The organism is Stenotrophomonas sp. 05N423, assembly GCF_056397145.1.
In genome coordinates, this window is record NZ_JBFTMV010000009.1 from 20,991 (window position 1) to 42,310 (window position 21,320).

At 60.9% G+C, this 21,320-nt stretch carries 16 protein-coding genes; 10 read left to right on the top strand and 6 right to left on the bottom strand.

Annotation, left to right across the window (positions count from 1 at the left end; all coding sequences use genetic code 11):
- Positions 1 to 98: 98 nt before the first annotated feature.
- The 4 genes from AC1DGW_RS13710 to AC1DGW_RS13725 all read left to right on the top strand — a co-directional run bounded on the left by AC1DGW_RS13710 (position 99) and on the right by AC1DGW_RS13725 (position 4,613).
- The gene (locus AC1DGW_RS13710; RefSeq protein ID WP_478023905.1) at positions 99 to 1,469 is read left to right on the top strand and encodes a pyridoxal-phosphate dependent enzyme; all 1,371 of its coding nucleotides are present in this window, start codon (positions 99 to 101) and stop codon (positions 1,467 to 1,469) included.
- Between the two features lie 69 nt (positions 1,470 to 1,538).
- Positions 1,539 to 2,726 (top strand): cystathionine gamma-synthase, encoded by a 1,188-nt coding sequence (locus AC1DGW_RS13715; protein WP_478023906.1) that lies wholly within the window; start codon positions 1,539 to 1,541, stop codon positions 2,724 to 2,726.
- Positions 2,719 to 3,630 carry a GDP-mannose 4,6-dehydratase gene (locus tag AC1DGW_RS13720; RefSeq protein ID WP_478023907.1) on the top strand — a complete coding sequence of 304 codons (912 nt, stop codon included), beginning with the start codon at positions 2,719 to 2,721 and terminating at the stop codon, positions 3,628 to 3,630. The genes AC1DGW_RS13715 and AC1DGW_RS13720 overlap by 8 nt, the downstream gene beginning before the upstream one ends.
- The gene (locus tag AC1DGW_RS13725; protein ID WP_478023908.1) at positions 3,627 to 4,613 is read left to right on the top strand and encodes a GDP-mannose 4,6-dehydratase; all 987 of its coding nucleotides are present in this window, start codon (positions 3,627 to 3,629) and stop codon (positions 4,611 to 4,613) included. Before AC1DGW_RS13720 ends, AC1DGW_RS13725 begins: the two co-directional genes overlap by 4 nt.
- A 245-nt stretch (positions 4,614 to 4,858) precedes the next feature.
- Here the strand turns inward: AC1DGW_RS13725 and AC1DGW_RS13730 are convergent, their stop codons facing one another.
- The 4 genes from AC1DGW_RS13730 to AC1DGW_RS13745 are packed head-to-tail and all read right to left on the bottom strand — an operon-like array spanning position 4,859 to position 12,558.
- Positions 4,859 to 6,001, bottom strand: a complete 1,143-nt coding sequence (locus AC1DGW_RS13730) for a glycosyltransferase (RefSeq protein ID WP_478023909.1) — start codon at positions 5,999 to 6,001, stop codon at positions 4,859 to 4,861.
- Positions 6,002 to 6,006: 5 nt separating this feature from the next.
- Complete coding sequence (locus AC1DGW_RS13735) at positions 6,007 to 10,371, bottom strand: glycoside hydrolase family 99-like domain-containing protein (protein ID WP_478023910.1); 4,365 nt, start codon at positions 10,369 to 10,371, stop codon at positions 6,007 to 6,009.
- Positions 10,368 to 11,732, bottom strand: a complete 1,365-nt coding sequence (locus AC1DGW_RS13740; protein WP_478023911.1) for an ABC transporter ATP-binding protein — start codon at positions 11,730 to 11,732, stop codon at positions 10,368 to 10,370. Before AC1DGW_RS13740 ends, AC1DGW_RS13735 begins: the two co-directional genes overlap by 4 nt.
- Positions 11,722 to 12,558 (bottom strand): ABC transporter permease, encoded by an 837-nt coding sequence (locus AC1DGW_RS13745; protein WP_478023912.1) that lies wholly within the window; start codon positions 12,556 to 12,558, stop codon positions 11,722 to 11,724. The genes AC1DGW_RS13740 and AC1DGW_RS13745 overlap by 11 nt, the downstream gene beginning before the upstream one ends.
- Positions 12,559 to 12,679: 121 nt before the next feature.
- On the opposite strand from AC1DGW_RS13745, the gene AC1DGW_RS13750 reads away from it, so the two are divergent.
- The 5 genes from AC1DGW_RS13750 to AC1DGW_RS13770 all read left to right on the top strand — a co-directional run bounded on the left by AC1DGW_RS13750 (position 12,680) and on the right by AC1DGW_RS13770 (position 17,991).
- Positions 12,680 to 13,558, top strand: a complete 879-nt coding sequence (locus AC1DGW_RS13750; RefSeq protein ID WP_478023913.1) for a class I SAM-dependent methyltransferase — start codon at positions 12,680 to 12,682, stop codon at positions 13,556 to 13,558.
- A 54-nt stretch (positions 13,559 to 13,612) separates the two neighbouring features.
- The gene (locus AC1DGW_RS13755) at positions 13,613 to 14,503 is read left to right on the top strand and encodes a phytanoyl-CoA dioxygenase family protein (RefSeq protein WP_478023914.1); all 891 of its coding nucleotides are present in this window, start codon (positions 13,613 to 13,615) and stop codon (positions 14,501 to 14,503) included.
- A gap of 1 nt (position 14,504) precedes the next feature.
- The gene (locus AC1DGW_RS13760) at positions 14,505 to 15,068 is read left to right on the top strand and encodes a hypothetical protein (RefSeq protein WP_478023915.1); all 564 of its coding nucleotides are present in this window, start codon (positions 14,505 to 14,507) and stop codon (positions 15,066 to 15,068) included.
- Between the two features lie 76 nt (positions 15,069 to 15,144).
- Positions 15,145 to 16,902: a hypothetical protein gene (locus tag AC1DGW_RS13765; protein WP_478023917.1), complete on the top strand. Its 1,758-nt coding sequence runs from the start codon at positions 15,145 to 15,147 to the stop codon at positions 16,900 to 16,902.
- Positions 16,903 to 16,989: 87 nt separating this feature from the next.
- Complete coding sequence (locus AC1DGW_RS13770; RefSeq protein WP_478023919.1) at positions 16,990 to 17,991, top strand: glycosyltransferase family 2 protein; 1,002 nt, start codon at positions 16,990 to 16,992, stop codon at positions 17,989 to 17,991.
- Between the two features lie 310 nt (positions 17,992 to 18,301).
- Here AC1DGW_RS13770 and AC1DGW_RS13775 read toward each other — a convergent pair whose 3' ends face one another.
- Together AC1DGW_RS13775 and AC1DGW_RS13780 are read right to left on the bottom strand one after the other, a co-directional pair.
- Entirely contained in the window at positions 18,302 to 19,237 is a 936-nt protein-coding gene (locus tag AC1DGW_RS13775; protein WP_478023921.1) for an electron transfer flavoprotein subunit alpha/FixB family protein, read from the bottom strand.
- Positions 19,237 to 19,983: an electron transfer flavoprotein subunit beta/FixA family protein gene (locus tag AC1DGW_RS13780; RefSeq protein WP_478023923.1), complete on the bottom strand. Its 747-nt coding sequence runs from the start codon at positions 19,981 to 19,983 to the stop codon at positions 19,237 to 19,239. The genes AC1DGW_RS13775 and AC1DGW_RS13780 overlap by 1 nt, the downstream gene beginning before the upstream one ends.
- 276 nt (positions 19,984 to 20,259) lie before the next feature.
- Here AC1DGW_RS13780 and rfbB point away from each other — a divergent pair, with 276 nt between their 5' ends.
- The gene (rfbB, locus tag AC1DGW_RS13785; protein ID WP_478023925.1) at positions 20,260 to 21,315 is read left to right on the top strand and encodes a dTDP-glucose 4,6-dehydratase; all 1,056 of its coding nucleotides are present in this window, start codon (positions 20,260 to 20,262) and stop codon (positions 21,313 to 21,315) included.
- Positions 21,316 to 21,320 lie beyond the last annotated feature (5 nt).

The following is a 21,320-nucleotide window of genomic DNA, read 5'->3' on the forward strand; positions in this document are numbered from 1 at the left end:
ATGGCGATGGCGCAAGAACCAATCGTCGCCTGACTTTCAGGCATATCCATCGGATAATCGGGCTCCGGCCGCCGCGCGGCGCGATTCCAAGCATATCGATGGCAATCCACTCCTCCGTACTCGAACTCATCGGGCGCACGCCGATCGTCAAGGCCCAGCGCCTGGATGCCGGCGTCTGCGAGCTCTATCTCAAGCTCGAAAGCGCCAACCCGGGCGGCTCGATCAAGGACCGCATCGGTCTGTCGATGATCGAGGCGGCGGAGAAGCGTGGCGACCTCACGCCCGGCGCGACGCTGGTGGAAGGCACCGCCGGCAACACCGGCCTGGGCCTGGCGCTGGTCGCCCAGCAGAAGGGCTACAAGCTGATCCTGGTGGTTCCGGACAAGATGAGCCGGGAGAAGATCTTCAACCTCAAGGCGATGGGTGCCGAGGTCGTGCTGACCCGTTCGGACGTGGCCAAGGGCCATCCCGAGTACTACCAGGACCTGGCCAGGGCCATTGCTGAGCGCACCCCGGGCGCCTATTTCATCAACCAGTTCGGCAACCCGGACAACCCGGCCGCGCATGAGTTCGGCACCGGCCCGGAGATCATCGAGCAGATGGGCGGCGAACTCGACGCCATCGTGTTCGGCTGCGGCAGTTCCGGCACCATGACCGGCCTGTCGCGCGCTTTCGCCAGGCTGTCGCCGAAGACCGAGCTGGTGCTGGCCGATCCGGTCGGTTCGATCCTGGCCGAATACATCAACGATGGCACGCTCAACGAGAAGTCGGGCTCGTGGCTGGTGGAAGGCATCGGCGAGGATTTCCTGCCGTCCATCTCCGATTTCAGCCGGGTCAAGAAGGCCTACGCCATCACCGATGCGGAAAGCTTCCATACCGCGCGCGAACTGCTGGGCAAGGAGGGCATCCTCGGCGGTTCCTCCACCGGTACGCTGTTGGCCGCCGCGCTGAAGTACTGCCGCGAGCAGACCGTACCGAAGAAGGTGCTGGTGCTGGTGCCGGATACCGGCAACAAATACCTGTCGAAGATGTACAACGACTACTGGATGCTGGACAACGGCTTCCTCGAGCGCCCGCAGTACGGCGACCTGCGCGACCTGATCCTGCGCCCGTACAGCCAGCGCGACACCGTGGTGGTCGGCCCGAACGACCTGCTGACCACGGCCTACCAGCGCATGAAGCTGTACGACGTGTCGCAGCTGCCGGTGATGGACGGCAACCGCCTGGTTGGCATCATCGACGAGAGCGACGTGCTGCTGCACGTCTATGGCGACGAGGCGCGCTTCCGCGACCCGGTGGCCATCGCCATGGTCAGCAAGCTCGACCGCCTGGACGTGAAGTCGCCGATCGAGGCGCTGCTGCCGGTATTCGACCGCGGCCAGGTCGCCATCATCATGGACGGCGGCGACTTCCTGGGCCTGATCACCCGCATCGACCTGCTGAATTACCTGCGGCGGCGGGTGCAGTGATCGCGGGCACCGGAACGGCTGGTTCAGGTCGGGCCGGTAGAATTCCACTCCTTTAAGCCGGAAAGCACCATGACGGACCAGCATCCACGCAGCCAGCACGGCGAGCGCAGCCTGTCGCTTACCACCCTGGCCATCCATGGCGGCCAGTCGCCGGACCCGAGCACCGGCGCGGTGATGCCACCGATCTACGCGACGTCGACCTATGCGCAGTCCAGTCCCGGCGTACACCAGGGCTTCGAGTATTCGCGTACCCACAATCCCACCCGCTTCGCCTATGAGCGTTGCGTGGCAGCGCTGGAAGGCGGCAGCCGCGGCTTCGCGTTCGCCTCCGGCATGGCCGCGACCTCGACGGTGATCGAGCTGCTCGATGCCGGCAGCCACGTGGTGGCGATGGACGACATCTACGGCGGCAGCTTCCGCCTGTTCGAGCGCGTGCGCCGCCGTACCGCCGGGCTGGATTTCAGTTTCGTGGACCTGACCGATCCGGCCGCGTTCGAAACGGCGATCACGCCGAAGACGAAGATGGTGTGGATCGAAACGCCCACCAACCCGATGCTGAAGATCGTGGACATCGCCGCGGTCGCCGCCATCGCACGGCGCCATGGCCTGATCGTGGTGGTGGACAACACCTTCGCTTCGCCGATGCTGCAGCGCCCGCTGCAACTGGGCGCGGACATCGTCGTGCACTCGGCCACCAAGTACCTCAACGGCCATTCGGACATGGTCGGCGGCATGGTCGTCGTCGGCGACAACGCCGAACTGGCCGAACAGATGGCCTTCCTGCAGAACTCGGTGGGTGGCGTACAGGGTCCGTTCGACAGCTTCCTGGCCCTGCGTGGCCTGAAGACGCTGCCACTGCGCATGAAGGCGCATTGCGCCAACGCACTGGAACTGTCGCATTGGCTGGAGACGCATCCAGCCATTGAAAAGGTGATCTACCCCGGCTTGCCGTCGCATCCGCAGCATGAACTCGCGACCCGGCAGATGGGCGGCTACGGCGGCATCGTTTCCATCGTCCTCAAGGGCGGCTTCGAGGACGCCAGGCGCTTCTGCGAACGCACGGAACTGTTCACCCTGGCCGAATCGCTCGGCGGCGTGGAAAGCCTGGTCAACCATCCGGCAGTGATGACCCACGCCTCGATTCCGCCAGTCCGCCGCCAGCAGCTGGGCATCAGCGATGCGCTGGTACGGTTGAGCGTTGGGGTGGAGGAGGTTGGGGACCTGCGCAGGGATCTGGAGCATGCGCTGCATGCCTGAGCTCAACGGGCGTCGCATTCTGGTAACAGGAGCGTCCGGCTTCGCGGGCAGGCATCTGATGGCTTCTGCTGCCTTCGCCGGCGTTGAGTTCGCGACCCTGCAATGTGTGGACATAAGAGATCGATCTGCGCTTGATGCGCAGGTCGCCTCGATCAAGCCTGATCACGTTATCCACCTGGCAGCGCAGAGCTTCGTGCCCCGATCCTTCGAGGATCCCGCCGGAACTCTCGAGGTCAATCTGATGGGAACCCTGAACCTGCTGCAGTCATTGGACAAGGTTGGTTTCTCCGGGCGCTTTCTCTATGTCAGTTCCGGTGACGTGTATGGAGCGGTGCGTGAATCCCAGCTGCCGGTGAAGGAGGAGCTGGTTCCGGCGCCAAGAAATCCCTATTCGGTTTCCAAGCTGGCGGCGGAGCAGTTGTGCCTGCAGTGGCATCGATCCAACAGGCTGGATGTGGTGATTGCCCGCCCCTTCAACCATGTTGGGCCCGGCCAAGGCAATGCATTCGTCGTGCCGGCGCTCGCTGCCCAGGTGGTGGCGATCTCGCGTGGGGAAGCCGTCCCCGCTATCAGCGCCGGGGACATCGATGTGACAAGGGATTTCACCGATGTCCGGGATATCGTTTCCGGCTATGCCAGCCTGCTTGCCTCCGGCACCTCTGGAGCGATCTACCAGCTCTGCAGTGGAGTCGAGCGCAGCGTTCGCGGGATCCTGGAGCAGCTCCTGGCACTCAGAGGAGTGGCGGCGAAAATAGAGCAGGATCCTTTGAAGTTCCGCCCGGCGGAACAGCGTCGGATGGTGGCGGACAACAGTCTGGTGTCGAGGGATACCGGCTGGCTTCCCACGATCCGATGGGAGACGACGTTGGAAGACATTATTGAAGAAATGGAGAGTAGGACGTGAGCATCCGTGGAAATTCGGCCCTCATTACGGGAATCACCGGGCAGGACGGTGCCTACTTGGCGAAGCTGCTGCTGGAAAAAGGGTATTCGGTCAGCGGGCTGCTCGCGCGCCGAAGTACCGATACGCTATGGCGTCTCCGCGAGTTGGGGATCGTTGATGATGTGAAGTTCATCGACGGTGACCTGGCTGATCTGTCGTCGCTTATCCGCGCGATGCAGTCGTCGAATGCGCAGGAGGTGTACAACCTTGGTGCGCAGAGCTTCGTTGGTACCTCCTGGCAGCAGCCGCTGCTTACTTCAGACGTGGATGGCCTTGGGGCGCTGAGAGTTCTCGAGGCCATCAGGCTGGTAAACCCGGAGGCGCGGTTCTACCAGGCATCCACGAGCGAGATGTTCGGGCTGATCCAGGCGGAGCGACAGGATGAACTGACTCCTTTCTATCCACGCAGCCCTTATGGAGTCGCGAAGCTGATGGCGCATTGGGCGACTGTCAATTACCGCGAAAGCCATGGGATGCATGCGTCAAGCGGCATTCTTTTCAACCATGAATCCCCGCTGCGCGGCATCGAGTTCGTTACCCGCAAGGTGACTCACGCCGTAGCGTCCATCAAATTGGGCCGGCAGAAGGAGCTCAGGCTCGGCAACATCGACGCGAAGCGTGACTGGGGGTTTGCCGGGGACTACGTGGAAGCGATGTGGATGATGTTGCAGCAGGACGTGCCCGATGATTACGTGGTGGCCACGGGCATCACCTCGACCGTAAGGGAAATGTGCGAGATCGCCTTTGCCCATGTTGGATTGCGCATGGAGGATCATCTGGTCATTGATGAGAAATTCATGCGGCCAGCCGAAGTGGATGTTCTGCTCGGAAATCCAGCGAAAGCCCGGGACAGGCTGGGCTGGAAGGCGACTACTTCGTTGCAGCAGCTCATCGAAATGATGGTTGAAGCGGATCTGCGGCGCATCACGGATGGCCGCTGCTGACAGCGGGTTCGTGCTCAAGCAAGCAGAGCCGCCCTGATGCGGTTCCCTTTTGACGTGGGGCGACGGACCTTCATGCGTAGAACCAGCGAGTGGCTGATCGGAGCTCCGTGATCAGCCTTTCTGCCTTTCCTGGTGGAGCCTCGGGTGCATTCCCCGGCAGCGCTTTGCCGGGGACAAGACCTGCAAAGCCGGAGGTCAAGGACAGCATCCTCGACCAGGCCTGAGCATTGACTGGAACGCTCTGCCTAGAGCGCCCGCATCCTGCGGCCATTCCGCATCTCATCGCGGATTTCCTGGATGCGTCTTCTGTAATTCATGCCCACAGTACGATAGCTGACGCGTGAGCGGACGGTACGGGAGGCTTGTTTTCCAAGTTCACGTGCGAGGTCCCTGTCCAGATACAGTTCGGACATGAACCTGGCGGCCTGCTCCACGTCCGCCTCTGCCCATACCTGGCCTGCCGCGAATGGATACTCCCCGTCCTTGACAGGTACGAGCGAGAAACTGGTGAGCAAGGCCGACTGGGCATCCATGAAATCAAGATTCCCGGAGTATCCGGTACAGATCAGCGGCTTTCCAAGGTACATCGCTTCGGCCAGGCCGCGTCCATAGCCTTCGGAACGATGAAGCGAAACAAAACTGTCGCAGCAGCGGACCAGGTTCTTGATCTCGTTGTCGCTGATCGTCCTGTTGATGAACGTCACCCGGCCGCGAAGGGGGCTCAAGGTCTCCTGCAGCCGCTCGAATGCAGCAGGGTCCGCTTCTGCTCCGTTCGTTTTGACAACCAGATGCGAGTTGGCGGTAGGCAGCGCCTGGCAATGCTGAAGAAAGGCGCTTACCACTGCCTCCGGATTTTTCCGGGCCGCGAATGAACGGAAATCGAAGAAGAACAGAAAGGTGAATGCGTTCTCCGGAATGCCGAAATACCGGCGGGAGAGCATCGACGAGAGTGTCACTTCACATGCGACCGGAAGGTGCCTGGTAATCGCTCTGGTATGGCCATCGATGGAGTCGAAAATGAACTGCGAAGGGCACCACACCTCATCAAATCTATCCAGGGATCCGATCCACGGCTCCGGGAAGTGCGATAGCTCCCAGTTCGGATAAAGAATGTTGTAGGAATCCGCGGGCAGTTGAAGGAGCGACAGCGCGGTGTCGACTTCATCTGCGTTGAGGTGAAATACGTTGATCCGTCCGAGCTTGTCGGTAAGGGCCCGGCCGAATTCCTGTTCGGCGTCATGTTCCGGCTTGAAATGGCCGAATACATCAAGCAGGAGCGGCGCGAGTGCGACAGAGCGGAACGCACGATACGAGCAGCGCAGGCTCTCGCCGCAGCCAATTGGTGCGAAAGGATGTCCAATCAGGACGATGTCGGATCCGTTGCTCATATTGCTCATCCGGGGAAGGAAGTCTTGCGCTCGACCAGATGCTCCGCTTCCAGCGCGTTGAGGTGTGCCTGCAGGAAGGAATGGCCGAAGCGCCTGTCCGGTTCCAGGTACGCACCTTCGGCCCATTCGTTCCATGCATTGATGAACACGATCTGCTCATCGCCGCTGTACTGCTGACGGGTACGTTTGACGGATGCCTCAAGCCATGCCTGGAATGCTCCAGGGCTGGAGTGCTCGAAGCTGTAGCTGTTGTTCTGCCTGCGTGCGGTATTGTCCCAGCCGGGCATGACCCCCATGAACCGCTTGTAGGCTGGGAGCTCGCGGGTCGCGTAGCGCACGGCCAGATCGCGGTAATCCGCGACGGCGCCGACGAAGTTCTTGTTGACGACTTCTCCCGACGGCGGACGGGGCTCGGCCATGCCTTGCGGGGGGAACTCAACGGCCGCATCACATCCGAGATCCTCGGGATGGATGCCGGCACTCGCCAACTCGAACGATTCGACCTGTGCCAGATATATCTCGCCGATGCCATTCTCGCGGCAATACTTTCGCCACAGTGAAGACGTGCGGGCGAAATCAGGGAAAAGCGTCACGCGATACACAAGCAGGAGCGGCTTGCCGTTGATGCGGATGTAGTTCGGGCTGCGGAAGTAGCGTGCGAGATCCTCGATGACTGCGAGATCATCCTCATCTGAGTGTTGCTGGGCCATCAGGACGTCCTGTTCCTGCCCATCCCAGCGACGGGTCCAGTTCTCATTGGCCCAGCACAGGCAGAAGGGGAAGTCGGGCTTGCCCGATGCAAGCATCTGTTCTATTGGCCGTTCCAGGAGCCTGTGGCCGGCGAACCAGTAGTAGTAGAAACAGAAGCCACCTATTCCGTAGCGGCGTGCCAGCTCAGCCTGTTTGCTCATTACCTCCGGGAGGCGAAGGTCGTAGTAGCCAAGATCGGCCGGAATACGGGGTTGGTCGTGGCCCACGTAGTTCGGGCGCGCCTTGGTGACGTTCGTCCATTCGGTGAAGCCCTCGCCCCACCAGAGATCGTTCTCCGGGACGGGGTGGAACTGCGGCAGATAGAACGCGATGGTGCGTACCTGCTGCATGGCATCCAGTTCTTCCCGCCACTTCTCGGTGAAAATACCAAGGTTGCGGGTTATGCAGCTGAGCTTGTAGTCGCTGGGCAGCGAGTCGGAGGTGACGCTCAGGTGATGGACTATTTCCGCCGATGCACAGAACACGATCCGCTTGCCGCGCTTGCGCAGTTGCATGCAGAGATCGGAATCCTCGCAATAGGCGGGTGCCAGCCGGTCGTCAAAGCCGCCAATGGCGAGGAAGTCGGCCCGCCTCACCAGCAGGCAGGCGCCAGAGCAATAGTCCACATCGCGGTCATACGAATAGGCAGCCTTGTCGGGCAGGCTGTTCAGCCCGATCATCTCGGTAGTTCCATCGCGATGAAGGCGTGTTCCCGCATCCTGCAGCCAACCGCTGGGGTAGATGATCCTGGGGCCGACCGCTCCAATCTGGATATCGGAGTTCAGGCAGGTCCATAGTGCTTTGAGCCAGCCCGGCTTTACCTGCACGTCATTGTTGAGGAAAAGCACGGCCTTGCCATTGGCCTGCCCGCCGGCTCGGTTGCAGTTCCTCAGGAAGCCAAGATTCTCCTCCTGCCGGACAAAGCGGATGCCGGCGACGCGCGATACGGCAAGAGCGGACGCTTCGGTTGATGCATCGTCCGCAACGATGATCTCCATTGTCGGGCCTGCCGGATCATGGGAATCTGCAATCGACGCAAGGCATTCGAGCGTGCGGGCGGCATGGTTGTACGCCGGAATCACGATGCTCACATCGGGCGAATCTCCGGTCGTGGGCAGTCTCAGTTGATCTGCGATCTTTTCCAGATCCCGGGTGCTGAAGTCCAGCATCCCGACGGCAGCCGGTGGCTGTTCTTCATGCGAGTGGAGTGTTTCCGCGATCCTGCGCTTGACGTCCCCGTAGTCCCGCCATTCCGCCACGCCGTCCGCCGTGTATAGAGCCGGCAGGAGGCCCATTGCATCCGATGATTCGAAGTAGGCAGCAGGCGAATACGCGTGGACTTCCGCCGCGTGGGTCGCGATATGGGCCCTCCAGCGCCTGTATGCATTGGTCCTTGAGAAAAGCAACGGGAAATTTCCGAACAACGCAGTCTTTATGGAGAGCTTGCTGTGCATGGAAATAGGCAGCTTGCGATATATCTTCCGGGCAGCGTTGGTCGAGCTTGTGACGGCCGCATGAAGTATTCCGCGGGCAAATGCCTTCGTGGATCTAAGCGGTCGGGTGAGGCGCCAGCTGGCTGAGTTCCTTATCAGGTCGAGATCCGCGATGAGGTGATCGACGGCATTGCGCTCGCCCTGCAGCTGCTGCTGCAGGGAAATCGTTGCAGCGTTTGCCGTATGCAGCAACGAAGATGTCTCCGCGAAGCGATCGTTCTGTTCAGCCAGGCGGCTATTGCATGCGGAAAGCTCCGCAACGCGGGCTTCAACTTCATTCTCCATCTCCTCGAGCCTGTGCCGGAGAGCTCCATGCTCCTGCTGCGCGGACTCGAGGATGGCCTTCTGCCGGGCCAGCGTTTCCAGGAGCTCTGCTGGCATGCGTGCCTTCGCGCCGTGCAACATCGAGGTGACATCCGGGGCGGATACCAGTACATATGCCTCGTATTGGTCAAGCGTAAGCGGCCTGGCCAGCTTGCCTCGAACCTCGCTCTCGAACGCGGCATCGAAGTCGAGATAGTCGAGGATATGGGATGCCGTGACGATCAGGCCGAGCTGCCGCAAACATGCACGGAAAAGCGTCGGCACGTGCAGCAGCGCGATATCCGCCGGTTCCGCTACACATGTGATCGATGCCAGGCTCACATTGAATGCCCTGAACATCAGGTAGCCAAGGCTTATGGGATGGAGAAGCTCCCACTCCTGGTCGAAGAAAATCCATCTGCCGTCGGCAGCTCTGATCAGGTTTCTTGGCACGGCGTCGATCAGGCTGCCCGGGAGTTCGTCGTGCAGCGAGATCCTGTCGGCCATGCCGGGACCGGTGGAATGCCGTTGCAGCGCTTCGAGCCATGAGCGCAGCCAGCCCGCTACGTCGTCCGCAGTCCAGCCATGCCGGCTGAGTACCAGATCAAGTTCATCCACCCAGTGCCTGCCGAGTACATATGGCTCAGTCCGTGACGCATGGGAAAGCAGGGTGGAGTGCTTCGCCGGCGCATCCTCGAGCAGCGGCCGCCTGCAAACTTCGATCGATCCGGATTTTTCCTGGATGGTCGTCGAGGTGGCATAGCGCGGACTCCGTTCGGCAGCATAGTGATGCGCCAGGACCCCTGGAGAGAACTGAGCGAAGCAGGGAGAGCCGCTGGTTGCCTGTGCGAGCACCAGGAACGAATTGGATAGATCCGCGAGCAGGCCATTGCGTTGCGCTACCGAGAAAGCCTGGTTTGTTGAAAACAGCAGCGGATGATCGAGCTGGCGATCGCTGCGCGTGGCCTGGCCCGCGAGCGTGGCGCTATCAAAGCGTTCGTTTCCATCCCAGCCGGCAGGGAGAATCAGATTGCTGGGAAGCTTGTAGTCGGGAAATGGCAATGCGAACTCGCAGGAAGCGAAGCCCGCAGCCCGGATGTGATTGGACAGTTCGCGGCGGCCGAATGTCACCACGCCGTTGGGCGCGTAGTGGTCCTGGATGCCCTCCATCGCGCGCCCGAGGTGGTCCTCGTGCATTCCGGCGAAGTATTTCAATCCCAGTTGATTCTCTATCGCGACCACAAGCACGCCGTCTTCGCTCAACAGCGATCTTGCTTTGCGCAACGTGCTCGCAATGCCATCACCTTCCGATGAGTACTTGCGGGCATACTCAAGCACGCCGATCAGCGTCACGACGTCGAAACGTTGTCCTTCCGGAAGCTCATCGAACCTGCAGTTGACGATGGTGACGTTATCCAGGTCACGACAGCGGCTCGCGGCGATTGCAGCCCGTCGTTGGCTGCCTTCCACGGAGAGGAGTTCACACCCCTGTTCCCCCAGGTATCTGCTGATGGCGCCACACCCGGCGCCGATCTCCAGGATCCTGCGGTTTTTGAGGATCTGATGCAGTGGGCGCATCAGATTGGCGCGGATGGGGCTCAAATGATAGATGGATGCCCAGTCGGTCTGATGGAGAGCCAACTCCTCCGAGAAAAGAGAAACGTCACTGCTGGCCGCAATGATGTCCGCGATCCTGGTCTCGACTTCATCACCATCGGTATAGTCGAACGTGGCCTCCGGCCCGCACGACCATACCCTCGAGTCATCGCTCCTGCGAAACCCGTTCCGGTGCAGAAGTTCGGAGTAGCTGTTGCTGGTAGTCAAGACCGTAGTTCCTTGATGCTGAATGTCATTGGTAGCTTGTTGAAGCCAAAGCATTCATCGTCCATGACGGTGAAGTGTATGGAGTCATAGCGTCTGTCATGAGGGACGAGCTCATCGCCGTTCCTGCTGGCCAGGCCGACCGATATGAAATAGTCGCCGGGGCCGAGATTGCAGTCAAAACGTATGTCCACTTCTATCTCCGCTCCTTCCTCCACCGATGCGGGCAGGCCGGTAAACTGGACCAGCTCCGAATTTGTTCCAAAAACAGTGACGCCGTCCTTCGATTTGATCGTCAGGCCCATGATCGGGCGGCTGATGTCGCGCTGGAACGATATTCCGAACAGCAGTTGCAACGGGGTTCCCGCCGCAATGATCTGTGCAGCCTCCATGCCGTTATCGAGGAGTCTGAAATCCGCTATGCAGGCGGCTCCGTCACCCCATCGGAATTCATAGGGATTGTAATGTGGCTGGCTGGCATAGCCGTTGCCGTGGGTTCCCAGCGGGACTTCGTCGCTGCCGGTGGGCAGTGGGCTCTCGGGTTGAGGCGCGAGTTGTTTCGATGGCGCCTGCGCCGGAAGTTTGCCGAACAGCAGGTCCAGGTAGGTATGGACGACATCCTTGGGCTGGCCGCGTTGCTGCAGCCGTCCTCCCTCGATCAGGATGGCGTCATCACAGTGACTGACGATCTGCTCGGTCGAGTGGGATACGAACAGGATGGAGGTTCCTGTTTCCTTCAATGCCTCCAGCCTGGCAAAGCACTTGGATTGGAACTTCGCATCTCCGACGGCAAGCGCCTCGTCGACGATGAGTATCTCGGGATCTACCTGGGCCTGAACGGCGAACGCAAGGCGGACCATCATGCCCGATGAGTAGGTCTTGACCGGCCGATTCACGAAGTGCCCGATATCGGCGAATGCGAGGATGGAGTCCATCCGCTCGTCGATCTCTCCCGGAGAAAGTCCAAGAATCGCGGCATTCAGTCTGGCATTCTCGATGCCGTTGAACTCGGGATTGAAGCCCGATCCGAGCTCCAGCAGCGCGGCGATTCTGCCGCTTACATCCACCGTGCCTTGGCTGGGGGACAGCGTGCCCGCGATTATCTGCAGCAACGTCGACTTGCCGGCGCCGTTGCGCCCAACAATGCCCGTCGTATGGCCCCGCATGACTTCGAAGCTTATATCGCTGAGCGCGACGAACTCCTGGACGGCTTCCTGATCGGTCGCAATTTCCGGAAGCCCCATCTTCCTGAGGACATTGTTCGCGCGGAGGCCGAGTGCATGGGTGAGGCGCTTCGCTGGATTCGAATATGCGCGGAACACCTTGCTTACGTGATCGACGCGCAGTGCGACCTCAGAGGACATCGGCGAATCCTTTGCGGGTGAACTGGAACCAGGCGAATCCGAGGTAGCAGGCGAGCGCCGCGATTCCTGTGAATGCCAGAAGCTGCGGCCAATCCGGCTGCAGGCCGAGGATTAGTATTCTCCGGGTCTGCTCGACGAGAAACGTCAATGGATTCAGGTAAAAGAACGGACGGAACTTTTCCGGGATTGCGGTTATCGGGTAGAAGATGGGGGAAAGAAACATCGTCACCATCAGCAGATGTGCGATCAGCTGGCTGATGTCACGGATGAAAACGCCAAGCGACGATATGAACCACGTCGCGCCGAGGGTGAGCAGGATGAGCGGGATTGCGACGGCAGGGAACAGAAGGGCCGTCGCCGGCGGCGGTCCCTTGGTCGCTGTGAACACTATCAGCAGCAATGCCAGGCCGATCATGAGCTGGAACAATCCGCTGATCACCGTTACCGGTGCGGATATTTCCAGGGGAAATACGATCTTCTTGACGAGATTGGGGTTGCCGGTGATCAGGTGAGGTGCGCGGGACAGGGTCTCGGAGATGAAGCCGAAAATTATCATCCCCGTAAACAGCATCAGCGCGAAGTCCAGCGGGTGGTCCAGTCCGCCGCCCCAGCGCATGCGGAAGATTTCGCTGAATACGAACGTATAGATGGCAAGCATCAGCAGCGGGTTGATCAGCGACCAAAGGACCCCGAGCACCGACCCCCTATATTTGCTCTGCACCTCGCGCTTGGCCAGTGCACGGATCGTGGCGCGGTGGCGCCAGATCGATGCAGAGAGCGCAACGGGAGAAATCGATGAGGTTGAGCTGGGTCCTAGAGGGGGCATCAATCACTGTCCTTGGCTGGCGTGGCTGGCATAAGTATCGATGGGCCTTGTATCGGCGCCTTGAACCGATGAATTATAAGGCTTGTAGAGAACGGCTTGCGGGTCGTGCGGAGGAGGTGTGATGCCGGTTGCAGATGAACCCACGCGAGGCTTCGACGGCATGTCGTCGCTGGAGCAGGTGATGGATGCTTTGTCTCCCATGGCGGCCATGCTGGAAAGACGCTCACTCGATGAGGGAGGGGTGTTCGGCTATTGCCGAGGCTGCGGCGTATGGGGTTGGTTTGCCCAGCCGACTGACGTGGAGGGCTGGGCGAACCTATCAGAAGGCATGCTGTGCGGCTGCGGCCTGAACGGAAGGATGCGGGGCGTACTCGCGGTCGTTGACGATGTGCTGGCGCGTGGACGCGTCGCCGCGGAAGCCGCGGTGTTCGAACGGCTCACGCCCATGTTCGAGCCCCTGCTCCGAAGGGTGCCGGGCATGACGGGAAGTGAATTCCTGGGGGCGCGCTACCGATCCGGGGATCTTGTGGATTGCGGTGGGCTGCTGGTGCGCCACGAGAGCATGGATGATGCATCGTATGTGAACGATGCGCTGGGTCTGGTGATGCACTTCGATGTACTCGAGCATGTGCCGGACCCGATGGCCGCACTGCGGGAGTGCCATCGCATTCTTGCGCCTGGCGGCTGGCTGGTCTTTTCCACGCCTTTCTATGAGGAGCTGGCTACGTCCATCAGGCGTGCGCGCATAAGCGAAGGCGTGCTGGTGCATGACCTGCCCGCTGCCTATCATGGCAACCCGGTTGACGAAGGTGGTGCCCTGGTCTTCACCCAGTTTGGCCGGGATCTGTTTGATATGTTGACGGAGGCGGGCTTCTGCAAGGTGGAAGCCCAGCTTGCGTTCAACCCCGTCGAGGGCGTCTTCTCGAATGGGTGTCCTTATCCGGACGGGCACGCGTGGCCCGTAGTCTTCGTGGCAGCGAAGCCGATGCTTTCGGCCTGATGCATCGGGATGGCTTTCCGGTTTTTCAATTTTCGAGTTGCTGAGGAGTGGTCGATGGAAGGGTTGTGGCTGGATGAAGTCGATGCGATCGCTCAGTTGGAGCGGCGGGCAGGAGGGGATAGGCAGTTGGAGGCCATCGGCTCGAGCATGATCAACGATGGTTTCGTGGTGCTCCCCGGGGCGATAGCCGGCTCGGAATGCGATGCCGTTGTCCAGGATTATCAGCGCTTCATCGATGGTCTGGGCGCCGAGGTGGAGAAGCACAAGGATCCATCGGGGCGGTTGCTGCGGGTCGTCAACTTCCACCTGACTTCAGCGTCGGCGGCAAATGTCGGATCGAATTCCCGGCTGATGGAGATTCTCGATTTCCTGTTTGGTGATGAGGCTTCGATCTATTCCTCGTTGTACTTCGAGTATGGAAGCCAGCAGCCCATACATCGTGATTCTCCCTTCTTCGAAACTTTCCCGCGCAATCTTTTCTTTGGCATGTGGGTTGCGCTTGAGGATATCTCGATGGATGCGGGCCCGCTCATGTATGTTCCCGGCGGGCATCGCTTTGAATGCGATCCGCACGGCATCTACGACGCGGTGGCGGCGCGCATGCCTGGGGCGCCGCGCGAAGCGCTGATCAGTGAGTCGCTGGAGCAGTACTACGGTGACGTGATCAGGACGGCTTCCGGCTTTGATGCGCCGACGCGAACGTCATTGAAAAAAGGTGACGTGGCGATCTGGCATCCGCAGTTGCCCCATGGAGGCAGTCCTGCGGTGAATCCTGACCTGACCAGGCGGAGCATGGTTTTCCACTGTGCGCCATCTTCGCGCCAGGTATATCAGCAGGACGTATTCTTCGCGCATCGCGGGCAAGCTCCGGCACCACGTTACGGTTTCACCCGGGTCAATGGGAGGAATGTCGCGCTCTCGGGTGGCACGACATTCCAGCATTGATATGTTCGATGTGAATCGCCTGTCCATGCAGAGAGTCGGCATGAAAATTCTTTTTTCCTTGGCTTTGGTTTTTCTTGTTGCCGCCTGCAGTCGTCCTGAGCGGGCGGCTTCCGGCCGGCAGGCCGATGTCGCTGCTGAGAAGGGGGTCCTGGTCGCCGAGTCCCCAATGGCGGTTGCCCCGGTTCTTTCCGGGGCATGCAACATTGAAACGGTGGATGGTGCCGTTGTGCAGGACATGAATCCCGTCGTGACCAAGGGCAGGGTCTTCCCGATCGGTGGATGGCTTATTGACGAGGTTGATGGCGTAGCGCCCTCCGAAATAGGAGTCCGGATTGCTTCGCAGTCGGGCGACGGGCGTGTTTGGCAGCAGAAAATCGTGCCCGCCCTCGATCGCCCGGATGTGCGGCAGGCTCACGGTGGAGCTGCGGATGCGCTGAAGTCGGGCTTCTCCAGCGAGATCGACGCTTCGGCCCTCGAAGGTGGCACCTACCGTTTGGTGCTTTCCTACGTACGTGGCGGGCAGAATGTCGTATGTGACAACGGGCGGGCCGTGATCCTGAAGTGACTGGTCCCGACATCTTCCGTGGCGCCGGGAATGTCCGGCTTCCAGATATCCTCTTTTCTTACCTTTGGAATTTCCTATGAGGCATTTCTGGGAGCGTGCGTACGCCACGCAGGTGCCAAAGGCGCTTCTGGTTGCGATGTTTGTTGCATTTGTTGTCCTGGTCGGCAGGGTTGTTTCCACCGAATCACCGGTGATGGCCAGTGATGAATATGCCTACTTCATGGGGGCGAAATACGCGGCTGAAGGGCAGGAGCTGTATCGCTATGACCCTGCGATGCAGCCCGTCGACAACAAGGCCTACCGGCTTCTTTTCGATGCATGGGCGCTGGTTTCAGTCGAGCATGTGGCTCTCGTGGGGCGTTTGTTCAATTCCCTGGTGTTCGTGCTGTCGTCCCTGCTGGTGTTTTTCCTGGGGTGCAGTGCTTTCGACAGGAAAACCGCCGCCATTTCGTCGATAGTCTATCTGGCATTCCCGTTCTCCTTCTATTCAACGATTCTCCTCCCCGAGGTTGAGTTCCAGGCGCTCGTCTATGCCGGCGTGCTCCTTGCCCTGTGGGCATCGAGCCGGCGGTCGGCCTGGATGGTTCTGCTGCCGGCTCTGGTGTCGGCAGCTGCATATTTCGTAAAGCCTCATGCGGTGGCCTTGGTGGTCGGCACCGCGGCATTCTTTGCGGTGAGCGATCTGATAGGCAGGATCGACGGCAGGTGGGCGGGGATGAAGTCCGGCCTGCTCCGTGCCGCGCTTTATATTTTTTCAACCGGCGTATTTGTCCATGTCGTGCGCCTGCTTTCCGGCGAAGCGGGTGGCGGCGGGGTTGTCTCCAGTTTCTACGCGTATTATCTGCAGCGGTTGTCCTCGCCCGCGTATCTGCTTGGTAATGCCTGGTCGATGCTCGATTATATTGCCGGGCATGCATGGGTGCTGATGGTGATGTTCGCTCCGGGCTGCCTGTTGATCGCTGGCGAATGTTGGAAGGCGGCAAGGCCCCGGCCTGCAAGTCGCGCCGAAACTGCACTCCCGGATGAGGCTCTTCAGCGGAGGCGGTTCGCGGTTCTTCTCGCGCTGCTCTGCATTGCTTTCCTGGCGATGATTGGTGCGTTCACCAACGCGGCATCGCAGGTAAGCGAGTTCGAGAGGTACCGCCTCCACGGCCGCTATCTGGAACCGTTGTTGCCCCTGCTGCTGTTGTTCTCGGTATGGGCCGTGTATGTCTCGCGAAGGCTGAAGGTGATGAGCGGGGCCTTGTTGGTTTCGGTGCTCATGTTCAGCTTCTATCTGCGTTTCCAGTACCACATTTATCCATGGGACTATCCCGATATATTTGTTTTCTTTACGTCTGCTTTGCAGCACTGGTCGCTTCCGGGGATGAACGATTGGCTGATGTGGCTGGTCGTGCTTGCAGCCTTCATCTTCTTCATCTGTGGACTCGTGGACAGGTTCGCGGCGAAGGCCTATCTCTTCTATCTTGTGCTTCTGATGGTTGGGAGCCACGTCCAGATGGCCAATTGGCTGCGACAAGTCTCAAGGGATAATCAGGCGATGATCGAGGCCGGCGATATGCTGCGGGAATGTCTGGTCGGCGCCCAGCCGGGAAGCGGCCTGATCCTTGTCGACGATCGGTATGGAAAATCTTCGTTCTTTCTCATGCAGTTCGCCGGTCTGCAGCATGTCCGTAGCATCGAGAAGGCAGCGGATTTCTCAGGTGAGCTGCCGCCGGGTGTCAGGTGGATCATTGCTCCTTCCGACGTGCATGTTGATCGAGAGGCATTGGGAAGATTGGAGTTTGGACCGCAGAGCTTGTATCGCTTCGATCAGGTCGGGGCCTGTCAATGACAAGAAGGAGAGTCTTTTGTCATCGTATGGAACGATACTGGCTGGAAATCGCGGCTCTTTGTGTTCGTGCTGGCAGCGTGAACGGCAATGAAGGTGGGCAGCTTCGCCATGAATTCGATTGAATCCAATGACGTAATCGCGGTTGTCATTCCCTGTTACAAAGTGCGCAGGCATGTGCTGCAGGTGATCGGCGCGATTGACGACAAGGTAAGCCGGATCTATTGCGTCGACGATGCCTGCCCGGATGGGAGCGGTGATCTGGTCGAACAGGAATGCCGGGATCCGCGGGTGACGGTGCTGCGACACGCCGTCAACCAAGGGGTAGGTGGCGCGATGCTTACCGGATATCAGCGGGCAGCAGCGGACGGAGCCACGATCGTCGTGAAGCTGGATGGCGACGGGCAGATGGACCCGGCGTTGCTGCATCAGTTCGTACTTCCCATCCTGATGGGGGAGGCTGATTACACGAAAGGGAACAGGTTCTGGGATCTCGGCGAGATCCGGCAGATGCCATGGCTCCGCAGGGTGGGAAACCTTGGGTTGTCCTTCATGTCAAAGGCATCGACGGGATATTGGGATGTATTCGACCCAACCAATGGGTACACCGCCATCCATTCGAGAATAATAGAAAGACTTCCCGTCAGTTCGATCAGCAGGCGCTATTTCTTTGAAACCGACATGCTGTTTCGGTTGAATACGATGCGGGCAGTGGTGGTGGATATCCCGATGGATGCAAGGTATGCCGATGAGGAAAGCAACCTCAGGATATCCCAGGTCGTCGGCGAGTTTTCACTGAAGCACTTGAAGAATTTCTTGAAGAGAATCGTATACCGATATTATCTGCGAGACCTTTCGGTCGCGTCCCTCGAGCTTATGGCTGCGATCGTGCTGCTGACCGGGGGGCTTGTTCACGGCGGCGTGCATTGGTGGATTGCCGCGCGTTCAGGGGTGCCCGCATCCACAGGTACCGTCGTTCTGCCCGCATTGGCCATCATCAGTGGGCTTCAGTTTCTTCTGGCCTTCCTTGGATATGACATCCAGGCTGTGCCGAAGCGCCCCATTCATCGATCGCTTTCGAGAAAGGGCTAGCGTTTCCTGGCCTTCATATGCCGGGCGCCGTTCGTGGCTCGGCGGGCTTTATGTGCATCCACTCCGACGGCACCGCCACTCGCCGTCCTGACGGGCAGGTGCGAGTAGTCTGGTGTACTCGATGCCGTGGATACCCGTATACGGTTCTCGCCTCATGGGTCGACCATCCTGCTGGACGATCAGGCTTTGCCGCCCGTAGAGGTAAGGGCCGGGCATACGAAGGATGCGATGGCGCCTGCGATGACAGGAAGCCCCGAAAGCTGGTTCGCACGGATAGGGGCGCCGTGTCCGGCGCCCCTATCCGGCGGTGTCAGAGCGCGGCTTCCAGCTCAGGCAGGATGGCGAACAGGTCGCCCACCAAGCCGATATCCGCAACCTCGAAGATCGGCGCGTCGCCGTCCTTGTTGATGGCCACGATGGTGCCGGCGTCCTTGATGCCGGTCAGGTGCTGGATGGCGCCGGAAATGCCGACGGCGACGTACAGTTCCGGGGCGATGATCTTGCCGGTCTGGCCGACCTGCATGTCGCTGGGCACATAGCCGGCATCGACAGCGGCGCGCGAGGCGCCGACGGCGGCGCCGAGCTTGTCGGCCAGCTGGTAGATCACCTTGAAGTTCTCTTCCGAACCGACGCCACGGCCACCGGAGACCACGCGCCTGGCGCTCTGCAGGTCCGGGCGGTCGCTCTTGCCGGCGGCCAGGCCGACGAAGCGGGTGTGCGAGGGCAGGGCGGCGTCGACGCCGATGGCCTCGACCGGGGCGTTGTTGCCTTTGGCCGCTTCCGGCCACGAGGCGGCGCGCACGGTGGCGACGACCACCTGGTCGGCCGGCACTTCGACGGTGATGATGGCGTTGCCGGCGTAGATCGGGCGCTTGAAGGTGTGCGGGCCATCCACGGTCATCAGGTCGGACACCTGGTTCACGCCCAGCAGCGCGGCCACGGCCGGCATCAGGTCCTTGCCGGTGGTGGTGGACGGGCCGAACACGTGGCTGTAGCCGGCGGCGGCCTTGGCGATCTGCGGGGCCTGGACCTGCGCCAGGGCGTGTCCGTTGGCCGGGTTGGCGACAGTCAGCACCTTGCCGACGCCGGCGATCTGCGCGGCCTGCGCGGCGACGGCGGCCGGGTCGGCAGCCAGTACGAGAACGTCGATATCGCCGCCGACGGCGGCAGCGGCCGAGACGGTCTTGGCGACGGCGCTGTTGAGCTTGCCGTCCAGGTGTTCGGCGATGACGAGAATCTTGGCCATTACAGCAACCCCTTCTGCTTGAGTGCGGCCACCAGTTCGGCGGCGTCCTTGACCATCACGCCCTTGCTGCGCTTTGCCGGCGCGGCGTAGTGGGTGGTCTTGAACGTATCGGCGGCTTCGACGCCCAGGTCGGCCAGCTGCAGGGTCTCCAGGGGCTTGGCCTTGGCCTTCATGATGTCCGGCAGCTTGATGAAGCGCGGCTCGTTCAGGCGCAGGTCGGTAGTGATCACCGCCGGCAGGTCGACTTCCAGCGTTTCCAGGCCGGCGTCGACTTCACGCGTGACCGTGGCCTTGCCGTTTGCGATCTCGACCTTGGAGGCGAAGGTGGCCTGCGGGCGCGCCCACAGCGTGGCCAGCATCTGGCCGGTCTGGTTGGCGTCGTCGTCGATGGCCTGCTTGCCGAGGATCACCAGGTCCGGCTGCTCCTTCTCCACCAGCTTGAGCAGGGTGCGGGCCGCGGTCAGCGGCTGGATGGCCTGGTCGGTGACCACGTGGATGGCGCGGTTGGCGCCCATGGCCAGGCCGTTGCGCAGGTGTGCCTGGGCGTCGGCCGGGGCGATGGTGGCGACCACGACCTCGGTGGCGATGCCCTTGTCGCGCAGGCGGAGGGCTTCTTCCAGCGCGATTTCGTCGAACGGGTTCGGCGAGAGCTTGACGCCGTCAGTGACCACGCCGGAACCATCCGGCTTGACCTGAATGCGGACGTTGTAGTCCACCACGCGCTTGTACGCGACGAGGATTTTCATGTGCTGCGGGATCCTTCGGTTGCAGGGGGCCGGCGCCAATGCCGGACGGAGGAAAGTCCCGATTCTAGCGGGTGGGGGATTCCCATGCGAACGCGTATGGATACCTGCTCAGGCCCCGCAGGCCAGTGGCCCTGCCGCGGCCTGTTTCTGCCTGCCTTTGCCGCGCGTTTCAGTGGTGTCAAGGCAGCGAAGGTGGGGCAGCCTGTATCCTTTGCCGCCTGGAGCAAGCTTCGGATCGTGGAGATCCGGGCGTATGGACGTATCAGGAGACAGATAGTGCCCACCTGGCTAGTAACCGGCGGTGCCGGCTTCATCGGCGGCAACTTCGTGCTGGAGGCGGTCGCCCGCGGCATCAAGGTCGTCAACCTCGATGCCCTGACCTACGCAGGCAACCTGCGCACGCTGGCGAGTCTGGAAGGCAATCCGGACCATGTGTTCGTGCAGGGCGACATCGGCGATCGTGCCCTGGTCGAGCGCCTGCTGGCCGAACACCAGCCCGACGCGGTGCTGAATTTCGCCGCCGAGAGCCACGTGGACCGCTCGATCGACGGCCCGGGCGCCTTCATCCAGACCAACGTGGTCGGTACCCTCGGCCTGCTCGAAGCGGTGCGCGATTACTGGAAGGCGCTGCCGGCCGGGAAGGGCGAGGCCTTCCGCTTCCTGCATGTCTCCACCGACGAGGTCTACGGCACGCTGGGCGAGACCGGCAAGTTCACCGAAACCACGCCGTATGCGCCGAATTCGCCGTACTCGGCCTCCAAGGCCGCCTCGGACCACCTCGTGCGCGCGTTCCACCACACCTACGGGCTGCCGGTGCTGACCACCAATTGTTCCAACAATTACGGTCCGTACCATTTCCCGGAGAAACTCATCCCGCTGGTGATCGCCAAGGCGCTGGCCGGCGAGCCGCTGCCGGTGTACGGCGATGGCAAACAGGTCCGCGACTGGCTGTTCGTCACCGACCACTGCGAGGCGATCCGTACCGTGCTGGCCAAGGGCAGGGTCGGCGAGACCTATAACGTCGGCGGCAATTCGGAAAAGCAGAACATCGAAGTGGTGCAGGCGATCTGCGCGCTGCTGGACCAGCGCCGTCCACGCGAAGATGGTCAGCCGCGCAGCAGCCAGATCACCTACGTCACCGACCGCCCCGGCCATGACCGCCGCTATGCGATCGATGCCTCCAAGCTGAAGAACGACCTGGGCTGGGAACCGGCCTACACCTTCGAGCAGGGCATCACCTTCACCGTCGACTGGTACCTGGACAACCAGGCATGGGTCAACGGCGTGCTGGATGGCAGCTATCGCCTGCAGCGCATCGGCACCGCCGCCTGATCCTC